This is a genomic window from Streptomyces sp. NPDC051064 (assembly GCF_044455985.1).
GTDB lineage: Bacteria > Actinomycetota > Actinomycetes > Streptomycetales > Streptomycetaceae > Streptomyces.
In genome coordinates this window covers 97389-112617 of record NZ_JBITFK010000007.1, presented here as the reverse complement: position 1 = coordinate 112617, position 15229 = coordinate 97389, and the positions used below count along the sequence as shown (strand labels likewise).

The 15229-nt window shown below is 67.1% G+C and carries 18 protein-coding genes and 2 pseudogenes; 10 read left to right on the top strand and 10 right to left on the bottom strand.

What is annotated here, in order from left to right:
- Positions 1 to 7 precede the first annotated feature (7 nt).
- A complete protein-coding gene (locus tag ACIBCU_RS24960; RefSeq protein WP_399234558.1) occupies positions 8 to 508 on the top strand; it encodes a hypothetical protein in 501 nt (166 codons plus the stop codon).
- 83 nt (positions 509 to 591) lie between these two features.
- On the opposite strand, the gene ACIBCU_RS24955 is transcribed toward ACIBCU_RS24960, so the two are convergent.
- Entirely contained in the window at positions 592 to 801 is a 210-nt protein-coding gene (locus ACIBCU_RS24955) for a hypothetical protein (protein WP_399234100.1), read from the bottom strand.
- An 89-nt stretch (positions 802 to 890) separates the two neighbouring features.
- Here ACIBCU_RS24955 and ACIBCU_RS24950 point away from each other — a divergent pair, with 89 nt between their 5' ends.
- Positions 891 to 1070 carry a hypothetical protein gene (locus tag ACIBCU_RS24950; protein WP_399234098.1) on the top strand — a complete coding sequence of 60 codons (180 nt, stop codon included), beginning with the start codon at positions 891 to 893 and terminating at the stop codon, positions 1068 to 1070.
- A gap of 199 nt (positions 1071 to 1269) precedes the next feature.
- Here ACIBCU_RS24950 and ACIBCU_RS24945 read toward each other — a convergent pair whose 3' ends face one another.
- On the bottom strand, positions 1270 to 1653 hold the full coding sequence (locus ACIBCU_RS24945) for a helix-turn-helix domain-containing protein (RefSeq protein ID WP_362929834.1): 384 nt from the start codon (positions 1651 to 1653) through the stop codon (positions 1270 to 1272).
- Positions 1654 to 1754: 101 nt separating this feature from the next.
- On the opposite strand from ACIBCU_RS24945, the gene ACIBCU_RS24940 reads away from it, so the two are divergent.
- Positions 1755 to 2156: a RidA family protein gene (locus ACIBCU_RS24940; protein WP_399234095.1), complete on the top strand. Its 402-nt coding sequence runs from the start codon at positions 1755 to 1757 to the stop codon at positions 2154 to 2156.
- A gap of 483 nt (positions 2157 to 2639) precedes the next feature.
- Here ACIBCU_RS24940 and ACIBCU_RS24935 read toward each other — a convergent pair whose 3' ends face one another.
- A complete protein-coding gene (locus ACIBCU_RS24935; protein ID WP_399234093.1) occupies positions 2640 to 3617 on the bottom strand; it encodes an NADPH:quinone reductase in 978 nt (325 codons plus the stop codon).
- Positions 3618 to 3636: 19 nt separating this feature from the next.
- Entirely contained in the window at positions 3637 to 4215 is a 579-nt protein-coding gene (locus tag ACIBCU_RS24930; protein WP_399234091.1) for a PadR family transcriptional regulator, read from the bottom strand.
- A gap of 33 nt (positions 4216 to 4248) precedes the next feature.
- Here ACIBCU_RS24930 and ACIBCU_RS24925 point away from each other — a divergent pair, with 33 nt between their 5' ends.
- Positions 4249 to 4734 carry an ester cyclase gene (locus ACIBCU_RS24925; RefSeq protein ID WP_399234089.1) on the top strand — a complete coding sequence of 162 codons (486 nt, stop codon included), beginning with the start codon at positions 4249 to 4251 and terminating at the stop codon, positions 4732 to 4734.
- A 407-nt stretch (positions 4735 to 5141) separates the two neighbouring features.
- On the opposite strand, the gene ACIBCU_RS24920 is transcribed toward ACIBCU_RS24925, so the two are convergent.
- The 4 genes and pseudogenes from ACIBCU_RS24920 to ACIBCU_RS24905 form a co-directional block, all read right to left on the bottom strand.
- Positions 5142 to 5879, bottom strand: coding sequence for an IPT/TIG domain-containing protein (locus ACIBCU_RS24920; protein ID WP_399234087.1), 738 nt, complete (start codon positions 5877 to 5879; stop codon positions 5142 to 5144).
- Between the two features lie 15 nt (positions 5880 to 5894).
- Complete coding sequence (locus ACIBCU_RS24915; RefSeq protein WP_399234085.1) at positions 5895 to 6821, bottom strand: hypothetical protein; 927 nt, start codon at positions 6819 to 6821, stop codon at positions 5895 to 5897.
- 578 nt (positions 6822 to 7399) lie between these two features.
- Positions 7400 to 8001 (bottom strand): annotated as a pseudogene (locus tag ACIBCU_RS24910) (IS256 family transposase); the annotation flags it as partial.
- 92 nt (positions 8002 to 8093) lie between these two features.
- Positions 8094 to 8774 carry an HAD family hydrolase gene (locus ACIBCU_RS24905; protein WP_399234083.1) on the bottom strand — a complete coding sequence of 227 codons (681 nt, stop codon included), beginning with the start codon at positions 8772 to 8774 and terminating at the stop codon, positions 8094 to 8096.
- A 537-nt stretch (positions 8775 to 9311) separates the two neighbouring features.
- Here ACIBCU_RS24905 and ACIBCU_RS24900 point away from each other — a divergent pair.
- The 4 genes and pseudogenes from ACIBCU_RS24900 to ACIBCU_RS24885 form a co-directional block, all read left to right on the top strand.
- On the top strand, positions 9312 to 9971 hold the full coding sequence (locus ACIBCU_RS24900) for a ScbR family autoregulator-binding transcription factor (RefSeq protein WP_399234081.1): 660 nt from the start codon (positions 9312 to 9314) through the stop codon (positions 9969 to 9971).
- 232 nt (positions 9972 to 10203) lie between these two features.
- Positions 10204 to 10761 (top strand): hypothetical protein, encoded by a 558-nt coding sequence (locus tag ACIBCU_RS24895; protein WP_399234079.1) that lies wholly within the window; start codon positions 10204 to 10206, stop codon positions 10759 to 10761.
- A 40-nt stretch (positions 10762 to 10801) separates the two neighbouring features.
- The gene (locus ACIBCU_RS24890; RefSeq protein WP_399234556.1) at positions 10802 to 11149 is read left to right on the top strand and encodes a NucA/NucB deoxyribonuclease domain-containing protein; all 348 of its coding nucleotides are present in this window, start codon (positions 10802 to 10804) and stop codon (positions 11147 to 11149) included.
- A 272-nt stretch (positions 11150 to 11421) separates the two neighbouring features.
- Positions 11422 to 11943 (top strand): annotated as a pseudogene (locus ACIBCU_RS24885) (Tn3 family transposase); the annotation flags it as partial.
- Between the two features lie 48 nt (positions 11944 to 11991).
- Here ACIBCU_RS24885 and ACIBCU_RS24880 read toward each other — a convergent pair.
- Complete coding sequence (locus ACIBCU_RS24880; RefSeq protein ID WP_399234077.1) at positions 11992 to 12249, bottom strand: DUF6221 family protein; 258 nt, start codon at positions 12247 to 12249, stop codon at positions 11992 to 11994.
- Between the two features lie 98 nt (positions 12250 to 12347).
- Here ACIBCU_RS24880 and ACIBCU_RS24875 point away from each other — a divergent pair, with 98 nt between their 5' ends.
- Together ACIBCU_RS24875 and ACIBCU_RS24870 are read left to right on the top strand one after the other, a co-directional pair.
- On the top strand, positions 12348 to 13070 hold the full coding sequence (locus ACIBCU_RS24875) for a hypothetical protein (RefSeq protein WP_399234075.1): 723 nt from the start codon (positions 12348 to 12350) through the stop codon (positions 13068 to 13070).
- A 161-nt stretch (positions 13071 to 13231) separates the two neighbouring features.
- Positions 13232 to 14263 (top strand): recombinase family protein, encoded by a 1032-nt coding sequence (locus ACIBCU_RS24870; RefSeq protein WP_399234074.1) that lies wholly within the window; start codon positions 13232 to 13234, stop codon positions 14261 to 14263.
- On the opposite strand, the gene ACIBCU_RS24865 is transcribed toward ACIBCU_RS24870, so the two are convergent.
- Positions 14260 to 14982 (bottom strand): hypothetical protein, encoded by a 723-nt coding sequence (locus tag ACIBCU_RS24865; RefSeq protein WP_399234072.1) that lies wholly within the window; start codon positions 14980 to 14982, stop codon positions 14260 to 14262. The two genes, ACIBCU_RS24870 and ACIBCU_RS24865, sit on opposite strands and share 4 nt — an antisense overlap.
- Positions 14983 to 15229: the final 247 nt, after the last annotated feature.

Below are 15229 nucleotides of genomic sequence, written 5' to 3'. Positions count from 1 at the left end.
GAGCCCGATCTCCACAGCCCATCGTCGGTTCCGGGACCCGCGCAGCACGAAGTACGACTTCCTGGGGTCTATCCTCGTGCGCTGTCCCAACTGCGACAAAGTCGCGCACGTCGGGACAGCACCGGACCCTGCCGAAGTACACGGCCAGGGCGTTTTCGTGCCAAGGCGTCTCGTCTGTCGAAACTGCGGGACGTCGAAGGAATCGCGCCGTGGAGGTTTGACCTTGCACCGGGACCCCTCTGGGTCGTCTGGAGACCCATATTTCGGCGCCCGTCTGTGGCTGCAGACCGAGATCCGGCACGGGTCGGTATGGGCCTACAACTTGGAGCACCTGGACCTGATCAAGCGGTTCGTTCAAGCGCCGTTGCGTGAAGGGATTCCCTGGCACGACCACGGCCGAAAGATGACCGTGGTGGCCCGCCTGCCCGCATGGATGCAGCAAGCCAAGAACCGCGACGAAGTGCTGCGGGCCATCGCTCACATCCACGCCTCACTGCTCCGTACCTGATCCAGGAACACCGAGGTTGCTCGCTCACCCCCTGACGTGTCCTGAACCGACACCACCGGCGGCGCCAGTCACCCCGCCATGGCCTACGCCGCCACGTACGTATGCGCCCGCCCGCCCCGCCACTCCACCCACTCCGGCCGGTCCAGCAGCTCCTCCGCGTCCGGGAGCCCTGCCCGACGCAGGAACTCCACGACGTCCTGGTCCTCGTAGGCGAGCCCGGCGATCTGCCCACGGATGGTGACCCGCCGGCCGCCCGTGGGAGAGAGGCGGTGAATGACTATCGGCGCGCTCATCTCTCCAGGGTGCGACTCCACGCCAGTCACAGCATGCCGGGCGGGCTCCCGGAGCCGCGCCCCATGCCGGGGCGTCGTACACAGGGAACATGAGCGAGGAACGGACGTCGTGGCATCCGGGCGAGGTCGTACCGGAGAGCGGGATCTACGAGTGCGACTGCGGCGCCGGCCACCACTGGAGCACCGACGTGAAAGGCCATCGCTTCCCACCTGGCTTCGTTCACTTCAAACAGCAGCGTTTGCCTGCCGGTGTGGGCAGCAGTTGGTGATCTTGAGGCTCGTGGATGTTCACGAGGAACAGCAGCAAGTCCATGGGACGGTCCGCCGCCTGTGAGAGGTCTGTTTCTGAACGTGTGGCACAGGATGGCTCGGTAGCCCGATCAGGCGAAGCGCGGGCCACGTTGGTGGCCACCAACGTGAGATCGATCAAGGAATCGCGCAACGCGCGAGGGTGTCGGAGCGCGCCCGTCAGGCGTCGAAACGGCCGCGTGCACTCTCGATGTGACCGAGGTGCTGGTGGGTCCAGCCGCATATGGCGTCGACCGCGGTGCGCAGGGCCCGGCCCGGTTCGGTGAGGGTGTACTCGACTCGCGGCGGCACGGTGGGGTACACCTTCCGGTCGACCAGGCCATTGCGCTCCAGCATGCGCAGGTTCTGGGTGAGCATCTTGTGGCTGATGCCCTCGACCTCGTTCCGCAGCTCACTGAAGCGCAGGGTGCGCTCGCCGAGCGCCTCAATGATCAGGAGCGCCCACTTGTTGGCGACGTCCGAGAAGATCTCCCGCGCCAGGGAGTCTGCGCGCCGCAGGTCAGCGTCCTCAGGCAGGCCCTTGAGTAGTTGCTTGGTCACCATCAGGTTCCTCAGTCACCGAAAAGTGCGTTCTTCCAGGTCAACCGTCACTCTCCTACAGTTTCCGAGTAACTACAAGAGAGCACACCGGAAGGGCGAGCACCGTGGCCACCATTGATGTCTTCAACTACAACGTGCCGGCCGAGAGCGACTTCGGCTACTCACAGGCGATCAAGTCCGGCGAGCTGATCCACGTCTCTGGACAGCTCTCGTTCGATGAGGCAGGCGAGTTCCTCTACGCGGGCGACTTCGCCGCCCAGCTCGAGCAGACCTACGCCAACATGGACAAGGTCCTGGACCACTACGGCGCCACCCGGAACCAGGTCGTCTCGCAGACCTTGTACGTGGTGAACCTGCGGCAGAATGCCGCTGCGACGGCGGAGGGCAACCTGGGGTATTTCGGCGACCACCGCCCGGCCAGCACGGTCTTGGGCATCACTGAACTGACCTTGCCCGGCCAGGTCATCGAAATCAGCTTCGTCATCGACACGAAACTGCCCGCTTGAGGTCTCCTCCTCGTACGTCCCACAGCCCTCTGGGGGCTCTGTTCGTGGAAACAGTCACAGTGACCGTTCCACGAACGCTCCCATAACCCTCGATTTTCCGGCCGGCTCGGTGGTCCCGCCGCCGGATCGCCGCGTACAGCTCGACCTTCGACATCTACGGCATGACAAGGGTCTTTCACCGGGAACACCCCGATGCAGATACCTCTTGCCCGGTCACAGCCCTGGACGCCCGCGCAACCCCCTCGGCCTCGCCGACACCTTGAGACACCACGGTCTGCCCGCCCGCGCAGCACGGAACACCGCCATGATGGACGCCCTGGTAGACCTGCCGCCATGGTCATCGCCGACCTGATCGGGAATCCACCCCAAGACAGCCGAACGCTCGGCCACCCTCGCCGGCGGGAACTGGTCCGAATACTTGGCAGCGCGACGGGCCGCCCCGCAGGGCTGGGCAGTTGAGCAGGGCAGCGTTCCGAGTCTGCGCTATTGGGGGATGGTGACCAGGATGCGGCCGTGGCCACCGCCAGCGTCGACGTGGTCGTGGGCCTTGGCGATGTCGTCCAGCGGGTAACAGTCGCCGACGGCGAAAGTAAGGGCGCCGACGGCGGCGGCGGAGGTGAGGTCGCGGGCGGCCTGGCGCTTGGCCTCGGCGGGGAAGTCGTCGCTACCGAGCAGCCGCAGGGTGACGTTGTTGAACAGCAGAGGCCAGAAGGGGATCTCAGTGCGGTCCGCGCGGGTGGCGTAGGCGGCGATGACGGCCCCCTGGGCGGCGACGGCATCGAGATCGGCGTTGTCAGACAGCGCGACCTCGATGATCCGGTCGACGCCCCGCGGCGCGTACGAGCGGATGGCAGCGGCGGGCTCGCCAGTGTCCAAGGCGATGGCGTGGGCGACGGCCGGGTCGACGCGGTCGAGGTCCGCGGTTCGGCGGACGGTGGCGATCACGGTGGCGCCGGTCCAGTGGGCGAGCTGGGCGGCCAGGGAGCCGACGCCGCCGAGAACTCCGTGGACCAGGACCAGTTGGCCGTCGACCGGGCCGTCGGCGAAGACGGTGCGGTGGGCGGTGATGCCGGGGATGCCGAGGCTCGCGCCCAGCTCGTCACTGAGGTGGTCGGGCAGGGGTGCGGCCTGGTGGTCGGGTACGACGGTGTACTGGGCGGCGGTGCCGAAGGGGCGGTAGGACTGGGCGCCGTATACCCAGACCCGTTGTCCGACGCGGTGGACGTCGACTTGGGCGCCCACGGCGTCGATGACTCCGGCGGCGTCGCTGTGCGGGATCACCCGTGGATAGGGCATGGACGAGCCGAGCCAGCCGCGCCGTTTCTTGGTGTCGCCGGGGTTGACGCCCGAGACGGTGACGCGGACGCGGACCTCGCCGGGGCCGGGGACGGGATCAGGGAGTTCACCGACGTGCAGGACATCGGCGGCGGGGCCCTGGGCGTCGTACCAGGAAGCAAGCATTGGGTACCTCCGTGGGCAGTCAGCTCGCGGGAGCGGCGGGCGCATGCGGATCGCTGTCGGTGCATGCGGTGTCGAATGCGGGCGGTTCCTCCCCGAGGGTCTCGCGCAGCCAGGTCCGTTCGGCGCGGCTGGTGGCGCGGGCGGTGAGCAGCATGCCCCGCCGGTAGGGGTCGGCGATCTCCTCGGCACGCAGGGGCCGCTCGTTGTCGTAGAAGAAGCTCGCCGGTTCTTCAAGGAACTCCAGCCGTCTGCGCAGCACCGCGTGCTGTTCGGCTACGTCGGGCAGGTGGGAGAGGAAGGCCAGGACGACGTAGAACCGGGTGAAGTCGGTGATCTCGTGGTCGGCGGGCTTGCGCAGACGCTGAAGCATTTCGGCCCGCCCGGCCGCGGTCAGGCTGAGCACGTACCGGGCCGCCCCCGCGGCCGGGTCTGCGCGCCGCTCGATCAAGTCCGCCCTGGTCAGACGATTGATCGCCGGATACAGGCTGCCGTCACTGACCGGCCGCGTATAGCCGGTCAGCTGTGAGATGCGGCGGCGCAGCTCGTGTCCAGGCAGGGGCCCCTCGGCGAGGAAGCCGAGTATCGCGAGTTCCAGCATGAGTCCATCTTCACACGCGAACATCGATTCGATGTGAACATCGAATCGATGTTACGCTCGCTGGTACCCGCCCAAACGTCTCTGGAGAGGCACGGCAAGATGCCATCGCAGTCCACCGAGTCAGTGATGAACCGTTTGGTCGAGTTCATCAACACGGGCAACGAGGATCTCGCCCGCGAGGTCATTTCTCCGGACGCGGTGTTCCATGCTCCAAGCCACCCGGAACCACTGCGGGGGCCCGATGGGTACTTGGAAGTCCTCGGGATGATGCGCAGCGCCTTCCCCGACGTCCAGTGGACGCTGGAGGAGACGGTCACCGAAGGCGACACCGTGGCCGCGCGGTTCACCATGCGGGGAACCCACGACGGTGCATTCTTCGGGATCCCGGCGAGCGGCAACAAGATCTCGGTGCAGGCCATGAACTTCTACTACCTGGCCGACGGCCGGATCGTCGGCGAACGGGGCCAGCCCGATCTCCTCGGGGTGATGCAGCAGATCGGTGCCCTACCGGCGCCGTGAACCTCGGAGCGCCGGGTGAGCCTTCTGCCGCGCGGGATTGCCGCTGCCGGGAGGGGGCCGTACGGCGCGGTGGCAGAGGGCGAAGGCCCGCACCGGAGCGCGGGCGGCCGGCGCGGGTTCATCGCAAGAGGCCGGTCTTCTTCTTGCTCCGGCGTCTTCGCGCAGACAGCGCCCGTTCGGCGAGAGCTTTACACCTTGTCACCGCTGACGTGACCGAGCCGGGTACGGAACTGCTCGCTCTACGGCGAATACTGCAACCCTCGAATACCGACAGTCCACCAGTGCCGCAGGAACGGAAGTTCCTGGGCGGTACGGGTCTCAAGGACAACCATGCGGCTCCCGCGCCTCTGCTTCGGCTCAGCCCGCACGCCACCAGCTGGCCCCGGGGAGCGTGCGGACGTGTGAGGTCAGATGTCGGGGCCGGTGGCGTAGGTGAACGTTCCGGCAGGGGCGCCGCCGGGGCCTGTGATGGTGACGTCGACGGTGCCGTCGGTGCCGCTGGGCGGGGTGGTGGCGGTCAGGGTGGTGTCGGAGATGACCGTGAAGGCGGTCGGGGTTCCGTTGAAGGTGACCTGGTCGGTGCTGGCGAGGCCGGTGCCGGTGATGGTCACTTCGGTGCCGCCGGTAGTGGGTCCGGTGTTGGGGCTGACGCTGGTGACGGTGGACGGGGCGAGGTAGGTGTAGGAGAGGCCGTCGGTGGTCCCGCCGGGGGTGGTCACGGTGACGGAGGTCCCGCCCGGTGCCGGAGCAGCGGTGGCCCTGACGGTGATCTGGGTGTCGGAGACCACCTGGATGACGGCTCGGCTGGTGCCGAGGAACACGTCGATGGTTCCGGCGAGGTTGCGGCCGGTGATGACGATCTCCTGGTCGCTGCCTGCAACAGGGCCCGCGGCGGGGCTGATGCCGGTGAGGGTGGGGGGTGGCGTGTAGTAGAAGGTTCCCAGGGTTCCGGCGCCGCCGGCGGTGGTGACGGTCACGGGAACGGCGCCGGATCCGCCGGGGGTGGTGACGGTCATCGAGGTCGCGGTGTTGGCGGTGATGGTGGCCTGGGCGGTGCCGAAGTGCACGGCGGTGGCGTTGGCCAGGTGGTGGCCGGTGAGTGTGACGGGGGTTTTGCCCCCGGTGGATCCGTGATGGGGGATCACGGCCGTTGCGAGAACCTAGACGGTTCCGGCGAGCGTGTTGGTCACATACGCGTGCGTTCCGTCGGGGAAGAACGCGATGTCGGTGGGGCCGTCTCCCACGCCGATGTTCTCCACGACGGTGTTGGTGGCGGTGTCGATCACGCTCACTGTGTCCGGTTCGGCGTTCGCCACGTACACGTGGGAGCCGTCCGGGCTGACCGCAGGCACACGCGGCTGGGCGCTGACACCCACCGAGGCCGTGACGGTGTTGGTGGCGGTGTCGATCACGCTGAGAGCGGAGTCGCCGACGACCGTGACGTAGACACGTGTTCCGTCCGGGGTGACGGTCAGCAGGATGGGGAAGCGGCCCACGCTGATGGTGTCGGTGACGGTGTTGGTGGCGGTGTCGATCACACTGACGGTGCCCGGGATCTGGTTGGCCACGTAGGCGCGGGCCCCGTCTGGGGTGATGGCCACGCCGGTTGGTGCGTCGCCCACGGTGATGGTGTCGGTGACGGTGTTGGTGGCGGTGTCGATCACATTCACGGTGGAGGTGCCGACGGTCACGTAGGCGCGGGTTCCGTCAGGGGTGATGGCCACGACCGTCGTGGGATCGCTTACCGCGATGTCCGTGATGACGGAGTTCGTCGTGGTGTCGATGACGCTGAGGAGAGCGGCGCCGGCGAAGGTCACGTAAGCGCGCGTTCCGTCCGGGGCGATCGCCACGAAAGTCGGCTCGGCGTTCGTCGGGATGGTGACGGTGACGGTGTCGGTGACCGCGTCGATCACACTCACTGTGTTCGAGCCACGGTTGGCCACATAAGCACGAGCACCGTCGGGCGTGAGAGCGATTCCCTGGGGCGTGTCGCCCACCGAAATGACAGCGCCTTCCACGAACTCGGCTCTCAATGCGGAGCCACGTGTCTGAGCCGGGAGAGGCGAACGCGGTGTGAGGGTGAACATGACACTCCCTGAGGCAGGCGGGACGCTCTTGTCCCGCATACGGAGGTGGTCTGCTCCACCGCATGGGCCGGCAGCAGGCAGGCGACGGGCCGAGACCGGACCGCGGATCTACACACCTGCGAAATACCCTCCCCCGAAGGCCCTTAACATTTGCGCTGCATGTCCGATTATCCGATCGCCGCTTTACGGAAGCTGGTTCGTGTTCGACAAAAACACACCGAGCTTCACCTCCGACCCGTCCGGCAACGCCTCTACGTGGGCCCTGGGGGCCTTCACAGAGCCACGGCGGATGCCGGTGGGCGGGCCGGAGACCTGCCGCCACTACAGAAGACGAGGCTCTATGAGCGCAGCCGGCCCGTGCCTGATGGATCGCCCGGATCGGCGGCCCGGGCCACTGGGAGCGTCGGCTCGGTGTCCCACACGCTGATCTCCACGGCACCGTCGCTGATCTCCAACCGGGCTTCCGAAGATTCGACAAGCAGCGGACGCCGAAGGTGTGGAAGGCCCTGAAGGACGGGCAGCGCGAGCGCCTGAAGACTATCGGCGTCGTCCCGATGGCAGCAGAGCTGGGAGCCGGGTGCGGTTTTCCAGCGCATGGTCCAGCGGGCCTGACCCTTGCCGGTGGGGTCGAGCGACATGATCGCCATGTAGACGCACTTCAGGGCGGCCTGCTCGTTCGGGAAGTGGCCGCGGGCCTTGACCGCCCGGCGAATCCTGGCGTTGACGGATTCGATCGCGTTGGTGGTGCAGACGATGCGGCGGATCTCGGTGTCGAAGCGGAGGAAGGGGGTGAACTCCTCCCAGGGTTCTCCCAGAGCCGGACGATCGCCGGATACTTCTTGCCCCAGGCGTCGGCGAACTCGGTGAACCGCTCGAGCGCGGCTTCCTCGGCTTCCTCGGTCGCCGCGGTGTAGACGGGCTTGAGGACACGCGCGATCTTGTCCCAGTCCTGGCGGGCGGCATAGCGGAAGGAGTTCCGCAGCAGGTGGACCACGCAGGTCTGGACGGTGGTGCGGGGCCAGACGGTCTCGACGGCGTCGGGCAGGCCCTTGAGTCCGTCGCAGACGAGCATGAGGACGTCGTTCACGCCGCGGTTTTTGATCTCGGTGAGGATGTGCATCCAGTGCTTGGCACCCTCGCCGCCGTCGCCGGCCCACAGCCCGAGGATGTCCCGCCGGCCCGCCGGCGGAAGCGTGGACACGCTGGCGCACCGTGTGACCATCGGCTGACCGCCTTCTCAGGCCAGGGCCAGGCGTCCGCGGCTGAGCCGTTCTACGTGCGGATCCGGCGCTTGGCCCATGACAACAGTTCGTCCTCGGCGAGACTCCTGACCCACAGATCGGCCTGCTCCGCCTCCAGACCCGGCGGGCACGGTCCGATCCCGATGACGCGGAGACCTGCCCGCCGCGCGGACTGCATGCCGGTGAGCGAATCCTCCACGGCGAGGGTCTGCTCGGGCGGTACGCCGCAGAGACGTGCGGCCTCCCTGTAGACATCGGGCTCCGGCTTCGGCCGTAGCGCCTCGCCGGCGACCACGACGTGGTCGAAGCAACGGAGGAGCCCCGCCCGCCCGAGGCATGACTCCACCATTGTCCGGGGACAGTTGCTCGCCACGGCGAGAGGGACACGGCCGACGGCCAGCCGGACCAGTGCGGCGGCTCCGGGCATGGTGACCGGGTCCTGGTCGACCAGCGCGGTGAAGGTGCTGAGGAGCGTGTCCACGAAGTCGTCCACGAGGTCCGGCTTCCCGGCCTCCTCCGCCATGAGCGCCCCGCACTCGGTGAAGTGCACGCCCTTGGCCCGGTCGGCGAAGCCGGCGGGCGGTTTGACGCCGAACACTCGGAACGTGACATTCCGGGCCTCCTGCCAGTGTCGCTCTGTGTCCATCAGCGTCCCGTCGCAGTCGAAGACGATGGCGGACGGGGACCAGGAAAGGATGGGATGAACTGTCATGTGACTGCCGTTCTCAGAGGCTGCGCCGACCGGCGGCACGGGCGCAGGCGGGTGCCTGGATGGGTCATCCATTCGGAGAAATGAAGCGGAAGTGTGTGTGCCGCACCACTCATGCGCCACGTGACGTTTCCGTGCGTCAGGGAGACGCGACCGTCCCTTTTGACCGAATCCTAAACATCGTAGGCGTTATGTTAATTTGGTCCCTCTGAACTCCGCAATCACCATTTCGAGTGACGGGAATATCCTCGAGGAAGATGGCCGCCTCCTCCGCGCACGGTGCGGACTGCTCCATGGAAAGCAGGCAACTGGCCTGATGAGCAAAGGCTTTCAGGGGCGACGCCGTACCGATCGGGGCGAAGTTCAGACTCCCCGAGAAACGATTCTGCATAGCAGGCGGCGAATTCACGGAAGTCAGCCCCAAGTACGCACGGTCGAAGAATAATAGGATCTTCCGCGTGCTGTGGTCGGGCCCTCCGGACGGAGATGCCAGCTTCCCCATCGCAACTGTTGGAACATTTGAGCGAAAGTGGAACTGAAGTGCAGGACAGGGCCCGCGCCACCCGTAAAGAGCTACTCGAATCAGCGGCACATCTATTTATCGAACGAGGATATGCGGGAACGAGTGTCAATGACATAAGTGATCACTCCGGAAAAACGAGTGGAGCGATCTATTTCCATTACTCCAGCAAGGAGAAGCTGGCGCTTGCGGTGATCCATGAGCAGTTCGCCACCTGGCCACAACTCGCGGCCCCCTACTCCGCGCCCGACATCCCTCCGCTGGAAAAGTTGGTCGTACTCAGCTTCGGTGTCGCACGGTCCCTCAGCGAGGACGTCGTGGCGCGCGCGGGCGCACGCCTGTGGGCGGAACGCCGCACCATGAAGTCCTCCGTACCCACGCCGTTCGGCGGCTGGGCCCTGGCCGTCACCCGGCTTCTCGCCCAGGCCCGCACACGAGGTGAGTTGGCGGACGGGGTCGCACCGTCGACCGCGGCCGTGACGCTCGTGTACTCCTTCTTCGGCCTCTGCACGGTAAGCGAGGAGATGCCGGGCGGTCGGAACTGGGCGGAGCGGCTGGACCATTGGTGGCTGCTCATGCTCAAGTCCCTGCAGGCGGAGCCGGAGCCGGCCGTTCTGCTCGCGCGTGCCCGGGGGCGGATTCCTGCCCTGCCGGAGGACCTGGCTCCGCGTCACGGCTGACGAGGGTCCCGCGCTCGTCGGCCTCGGCGCCGGCGTCCTCCGACACCGGCGCGGAGTGCCGGCACCGATGAGGGTGCGGAAGCAGCCGCAGCAGGCGGCCGGAGGCGGAGCTCTTCGTCCTGACGTTGCCGCCCATGTCTTCCCGTTGCAGGGGAGGGGCGCAGTGGTGCGGCTGCGGCCGGGCGCCGGTGTGGCGCTCAGCCGGGTCTGACGCAGGAAGGGCCCTCAGCCGGTGAGCCAGGTCTCGATCGCCAGCATGCTCGAGCGTTGCGTTCCTTGTGGGGAAGAGGCCCGCTCGAGCTCGAAGCGGTTCATGCCGTTCGCCGTCGCATACTCGGTGATCGCGGCCTGGACGGCGCCTGCGGCTTCGAGCCAGGCAGCCCACGCCCCCAACGCCACCGCGAAACAGGAAGAAGCCCGCTATCTCGGGCTTTTCGAAAGTCGTGAGGACTCGCCCGCCGGGTGGAACGCTGACGGCGACGCCAAGTTCGACCTGTGGTCCTCAACGCCCACGCTGCCCAACGTCGCCGTCGGCGAGCAGGTGGCGGTCGGCAAGTTCACCCCGAAGCTGGACTTCACCCTGCCTGGCAACAGTCAGCTGGTCTCCTCCGAGGACGAAGAGGGCGAGGTCCTCGACAGCGCCGCCCACAACCCGTGGGCCGAGCTCGGCTCGGTCTTCCCCGATGCCACCCCGTCGCTGCGCTACGACAAGAGCGACACCAGCGACGCTGGGTTGCCCACCCCCTGCACCGGAGTCGAGGCGGTAGCCCGCCAATCGACGGGGCCGTAAGGACCCGGATGTCAGCTACCCCACTAAAACCGGGAAGAACCTGCCCGGCGAAAGCCCGCTGCACCCGCTGCACCGCATCACCGAGTCCGCCGGAGCGACTTCCAAACAGCGCTACGACCAGAACGAGGCGGTCCGCAAACTCGACTGCAACGAGAACACCCCGGGCGCCCCGGCCGCGGGCAAGGACTGCGACGAATACCCGTTCCGCTCGTCCGCCGAAGGCGCTGCCCGCTACCAGTACGAAGGCGACGAGTTCAAGGACGACTTCTCCGTCCGCTACATCAACCGGGAAGAGAACCAGGAAGCAGGCCGTCGCCTGGGCGCCTGGTATCACAGTGATCGGATTCTCGACTGGGAAGCCTTCACAAGGTGGCGCCCCAGTACGTGAACGCGACGGAGATCGGCTACCTCGTCAAGGGAGGAGCCGACGAGGGACTGGCCTGCGTCTCGGGCACACGGCCGTCCGTCAAGCGGGCGCTGCGGTCGCCGGTCTGGTCGCCGGACGGGAAGTCGGTGATCTACGAGAGGCTCGACTACACGACACGCGCGCTCGACGCGCCGCTCTACCGCTGGGACTCCGAGTGGGACTACCGCTTCTGCGACGTGTTCCCCGCGCTGTCCAAGGACGGGCGCCTCGCGATCACCGACAAGCAGGTCGGCACCTCCCAGGTGCGCGCCTACGACCTGCTGCGAATGTTCGGCCGCGAAGGCCACCCCACCCCGCTCGGTCAGGCATTCGCTGAGTACGGGCGCATCGCCAAGACCCTGCACCTGCTCGCCGTCGTCGACCCGGTCGACGACACCTACCGCCGCCAGATGCACAAGCAGCTCACCGTCCAGGAGTCCCGCCACAAGCTCGCCCGCGACATCTGCCACGGCAAGAAGGGCACCATCCACCAGGCGTACCGGGACGGGATGGAAGACCAGCTCGGCTCGCTCGGCCTGGTCCTGAACGCCGTGGTCCTGTGGACCACCCGGTACATCGACGCCGCTGTCGCCCAGCTCCGCGCCGAGGGCTACGAGATCAAGGACGAGGACATCGCCCGGCTATCCCCGCTCAAGCACAAGAACCTCAACGTTCTCGGCCGCTACAGCTTCACCGTTTCCACCCCGGCTGGCGGCGGCTTACGGCCGCTACGCGACCCGGATGCGATCGAGCTCGACGAGGACGACGAGGGGTAGGAGGACCCTGGCGTCGCCGGTCGGCCTTGGATCTGTTTCCTTGAAGGGCTATGGGCGCCATTCTTGGCGGTAGGCGGGGTGCTCAGCGTATGACTGGGCGAGGACCCGAAGGGCGTATGCCAGCCCTGCCGAGCGGGAGTCCGCGGGATCCATGGCCTTGTAGTTGTGCGCCAGTTGCTCGGTCAGATCGAGCATGGGGAGATGGCTGTCGAGAAGGGCCTCGCCGCCCAGGGTGTCGGCCACGTAGGCGTAGGCGTGGTTGTCATCCATGACGCGTGCGACGAGGAACTTCAGAAGATCGTCCATGTAGCCATCTTCGCGGGCAGACGGCCTTGCCACCGATCTGGTTTTCCAAGTCAACCCCGCAATCATCCCTGGCGCTCAAATCTGTACTGTCAGCGGACATGGACATCGAACAGGCTGTCGCGGAGTTCGGGAACGTTGAGGAGGTAGTCGGCCTGCCCCTGGCCTGGCGATGGTCTCCCATGTGGCGCTTCGTGTTCTCCCTGGCTATGGACGTCGACGGGCGCTGGGCCTACCAAATGAACTCGATCGATGTGCACGACGAGGGCCTTGCCAGGGCCGTTCTCACGTTCGCGAGGCAGCACCAGCTCGGGCGCGGATCCGAAACCCGACCGCTCACGGTCGTCCCCGGGTTTTCCTACGGGACCTACCGGTTCGATGCCGTGGCAGCGGCTTCGCCCCCGGTGCACGGATACCACCACGGGCGGAATGAGGCCTTGAACGAGGTCGTCTCAGCGGTCTTTCCCGTGTATCAGTGCGAGTTCCGCGGGGACGAGAACCTGGAGGAGGCTGTGCTGCGGTTCAAGCGCATGCTGCGGCCGACGGTCATCACTCGGCAGCCGGTCCCGTACCTGCGGATGCGGTACGAGAACACCAGGACCGGTGGCGGCAGCGTGGGTCCGTCCCGCGGGTTCACTACGCCCGATGTACTGGAGAGGGAGCTCAGGCTCCTCGAAGGCGCTTCAGGCAGTTTCGTGGAGTTCGAGAACTCCCAGGGAGACGTGTGGCACGTCGAGTGGAACGGTTCCTGGCTGGTGAACGACACGCCCCAGGACGCACCGCCCTCCGAAAACTGGACGGCATCGGCTCTGGGATGTCCGTAGAGGTTCGAAGGCCCCCGTTCGAACCTCCCTCCTCTCACAAATGACCATCTGTGAGAGTTCCGCGACAGCCCCAGGAGTGCTCGCGTTTCCGCAGGTCGCCGTTCGCAAAAGTCCTCTCGAAACCCGCACGTTGTGCGACGGGGTTCTGAGAGACTCCCGGCATGGATCTCACGCCCGATCAGGCCGCATTGGCGGTAGAGCGTCACGACTGCCCGAACTGTGACGCGCTCGCCGGCAGCGCCTGCCGCACCCGGGGCGGGAAAACCGCCGCGAAGTACCACACCTCCCGCTTCGTCCTCGTACCCGCGCTCCGCGAGGAACTGGAGATCCCCGTCCCCGCCGACCGCGGGCCCGGCCGCGGGTGGAAGCAGGGCCCGGTGCTCGCCGTCGTGCCTGCCCCGCGCACCGAGCGGCCGGTGCGGATCGGGTACGCCAGGACGTCGACCGCGCGACAGGAGCTGGCGAGCCAGCTCGAAGCCCTCCACCGCGCCGAGTGCCACAAGGTCTTCAAGGAGCAGATCAGCACCCGGGTGAAGGTGCGGCCCGAACTGGAGAAGGCGCTTGCGCTGGCCCACCAGTTCAAGGAGGCCACCCCCGAGACGCCCGTCATCCTCACGGTGCACGAGCTCAAGCGCCTGGCCAGGAACGCCGCCGAGCTGATGACGCTGTCCGCCGACCTCCAAGCCGGCGGCATCCAGCTCGAACTCCTCACCGGCCCGCTCACCGGGATCTACGACCCCAACGGTATGGGGGCCATGTTCTTCGCCGTCCTGGCCGTCGCCGGGCAGATCGAGCGCAACTACATCCGGGAGAAGACCCTCGAAGGCCAGGTCGCCGCGGCGGCCAAGGGCAACCACGGTGGACGCCCGAAGGTCATCGACGACGACATGCTCACCTTCGCCGTCGCCCTCAAGGACAAAGGTGTCCCCGTCCCCGAGATTGCGAAGAAGCTGACCATCAAGACCGGGAAGAACGCGGGCAAGCACCCCTCGGTGGCCTCGCTCTACCGGGCACTCGCCGAAGGCGAGGAAGCCACGGCGGACGACCACCTGCCGCTGCGGCCCAAGCCCGTCCGCATCCGCCGCCCCGAGGACCCGCTCACCGCCGAGGAGATCGACCTCCGAGAACGGCTTCAGTCCCAGCCCTATCCGAACGCCGAGAGTCGCAGTTTGAGAGCCGTAATCAAGGCTTAGCGCCAATGGCTGTACCGCTGGTCCCCACGGCCGGCGTTGTAGCCGGTGTACACGGTCACGATGACGTTGCCACCCGCGAAGCCGACCACGTGAGCCTCGGGCATGGAGCTGTCCCGCTCTACCCATCCGCGCGGGATTTTGAGCGATGTGCTCCAGGCGGCCTTTCCTGTCCCTGGCGTGGTGGCGACGACCTCGAACTCCATCGAGGGAGACTGCGTTCCGGCGCCGGGCTGTCTGGTAACGAACGGCGTCACGACCAGGGAGCCGTCGGCCGACACGAGCGGCGCGGTCGCATCATCGTCCTCGCCCAGGGCCTCCGCACGCGGGCGCGCCACCGCCACCACCTTCCCGGTGGTCAGGTCCACGGTCTGCATCCGGTCGGCGGAGGCCACATACGCCGACGTACGGTGCAGGGCCACCGCGAGGTCACGCACATCGCCCAGCAGATTGGTCCGGCCCGCCGTCGCCTCCGGCGGCAGGGCCACTGCTCCCAGGGCCGTGAACGACTCCGGCGGATCGTGCGGAACGCGCTCCGGCTTCCTCTTTTCTGCGGGCCCCTGCGAGGAAGAATCCGACGGCACCCTGTCTGCCGGACCCGTGTCCGCCGGCGAACCGCAGGCCGACAGGCCAATGGCGAGAAGTGCAACAAAACAGAACCGCCGCGCGCGCATGAACTCCCTTTCTACCCGCAGCGAGGCAACGCTGCCGCTGATGATCAAACCGCAGCATGTCACGCCCCGCAGAGGTCGGATGCGGGTGCTCGGACACTGGCCGAAAGCCGACGGACGAGCCGCCTGCCCCGCACAATCGGAACTCGGCACAGCCCCGGGCGTGAGTAGTTGCGGTACAGGAAGTGCCGCTGAGATTGATCTTCGTGCCGCGGGGCTTATCCGGGTTCGGGGAGTAACGGACCAGGGATCCCCGGTACGGCGTTCAGTTTCCTGAACATCCGGTGGCGGTTGGTTC

Bases quoted from the DNA above. Each gene is read 5' to 3' on its own strand.
- ACIBCU_RS24955 (WP_399234100.1), bottom strand. From the start codon at position 801: ATGAGCGCGCCGATAGTCATTCACCGCCTCTCTCCCACGGGCGGCCGG.
- ACIBCU_RS24950 (WP_399234098.1), top strand. From the start codon at position 891: ATGAGCGAGGAACGGACGTCGTGGCATCCGGGCGAGGTCGTACCGGAG.
- ACIBCU_RS24945 (WP_362929834.1), bottom strand. From the start codon at position 1,653: ATGGTGACCAAGCAACTACTCAAGGGCCTGCCTGAGGACGCTGACCTG.
- ACIBCU_RS24935 (WP_399234093.1), bottom strand. From the start codon at position 3,617: ATGCTTGCTTCCTGGTACGACGCCCAGGGCCCCGCCGCCGATGTCCTG.
- ACIBCU_RS24930 (WP_399234091.1), bottom strand. From the start codon at position 4,215: ATGCTGGAACTCGCGATACTCGGCTTCCTCGCCGAGGGGCCCCTGCCT.
- ACIBCU_RS24915 (WP_399234085.1), bottom strand. From the start codon at position 6,821: ATGTTCACCCTCACACCGCGTTCGCCTCTCCCGGCTCAGACACGTGGC.
- ACIBCU_RS24905 (WP_399234083.1), bottom strand. From the start codon at position 8,774: ATGACAGTTCATCCCATCCTTTCCTGGTCCCCGTCCGCCATCGTCTTC.
- ACIBCU_RS24880 (WP_399234077.1), bottom strand. From the start codon at position 12,249: ATGGACGATCTTCTGAAGTTCCTCGTCGCACGCGTCATGGATGACAAC.
- ACIBCU_RS24875 (WP_399234075.1), top strand. From the start codon at position 12,348: ATGGACATCGAACAGGCTGTCGCGGAGTTCGGGAACGTTGAGGAGGTA.
- ACIBCU_RS24870 (WP_399234074.1), top strand. From the start codon at position 13,232: ATGGATCTCACGCCCGATCAGGCCGCATTGGCGGTAGAGCGTCACGAC.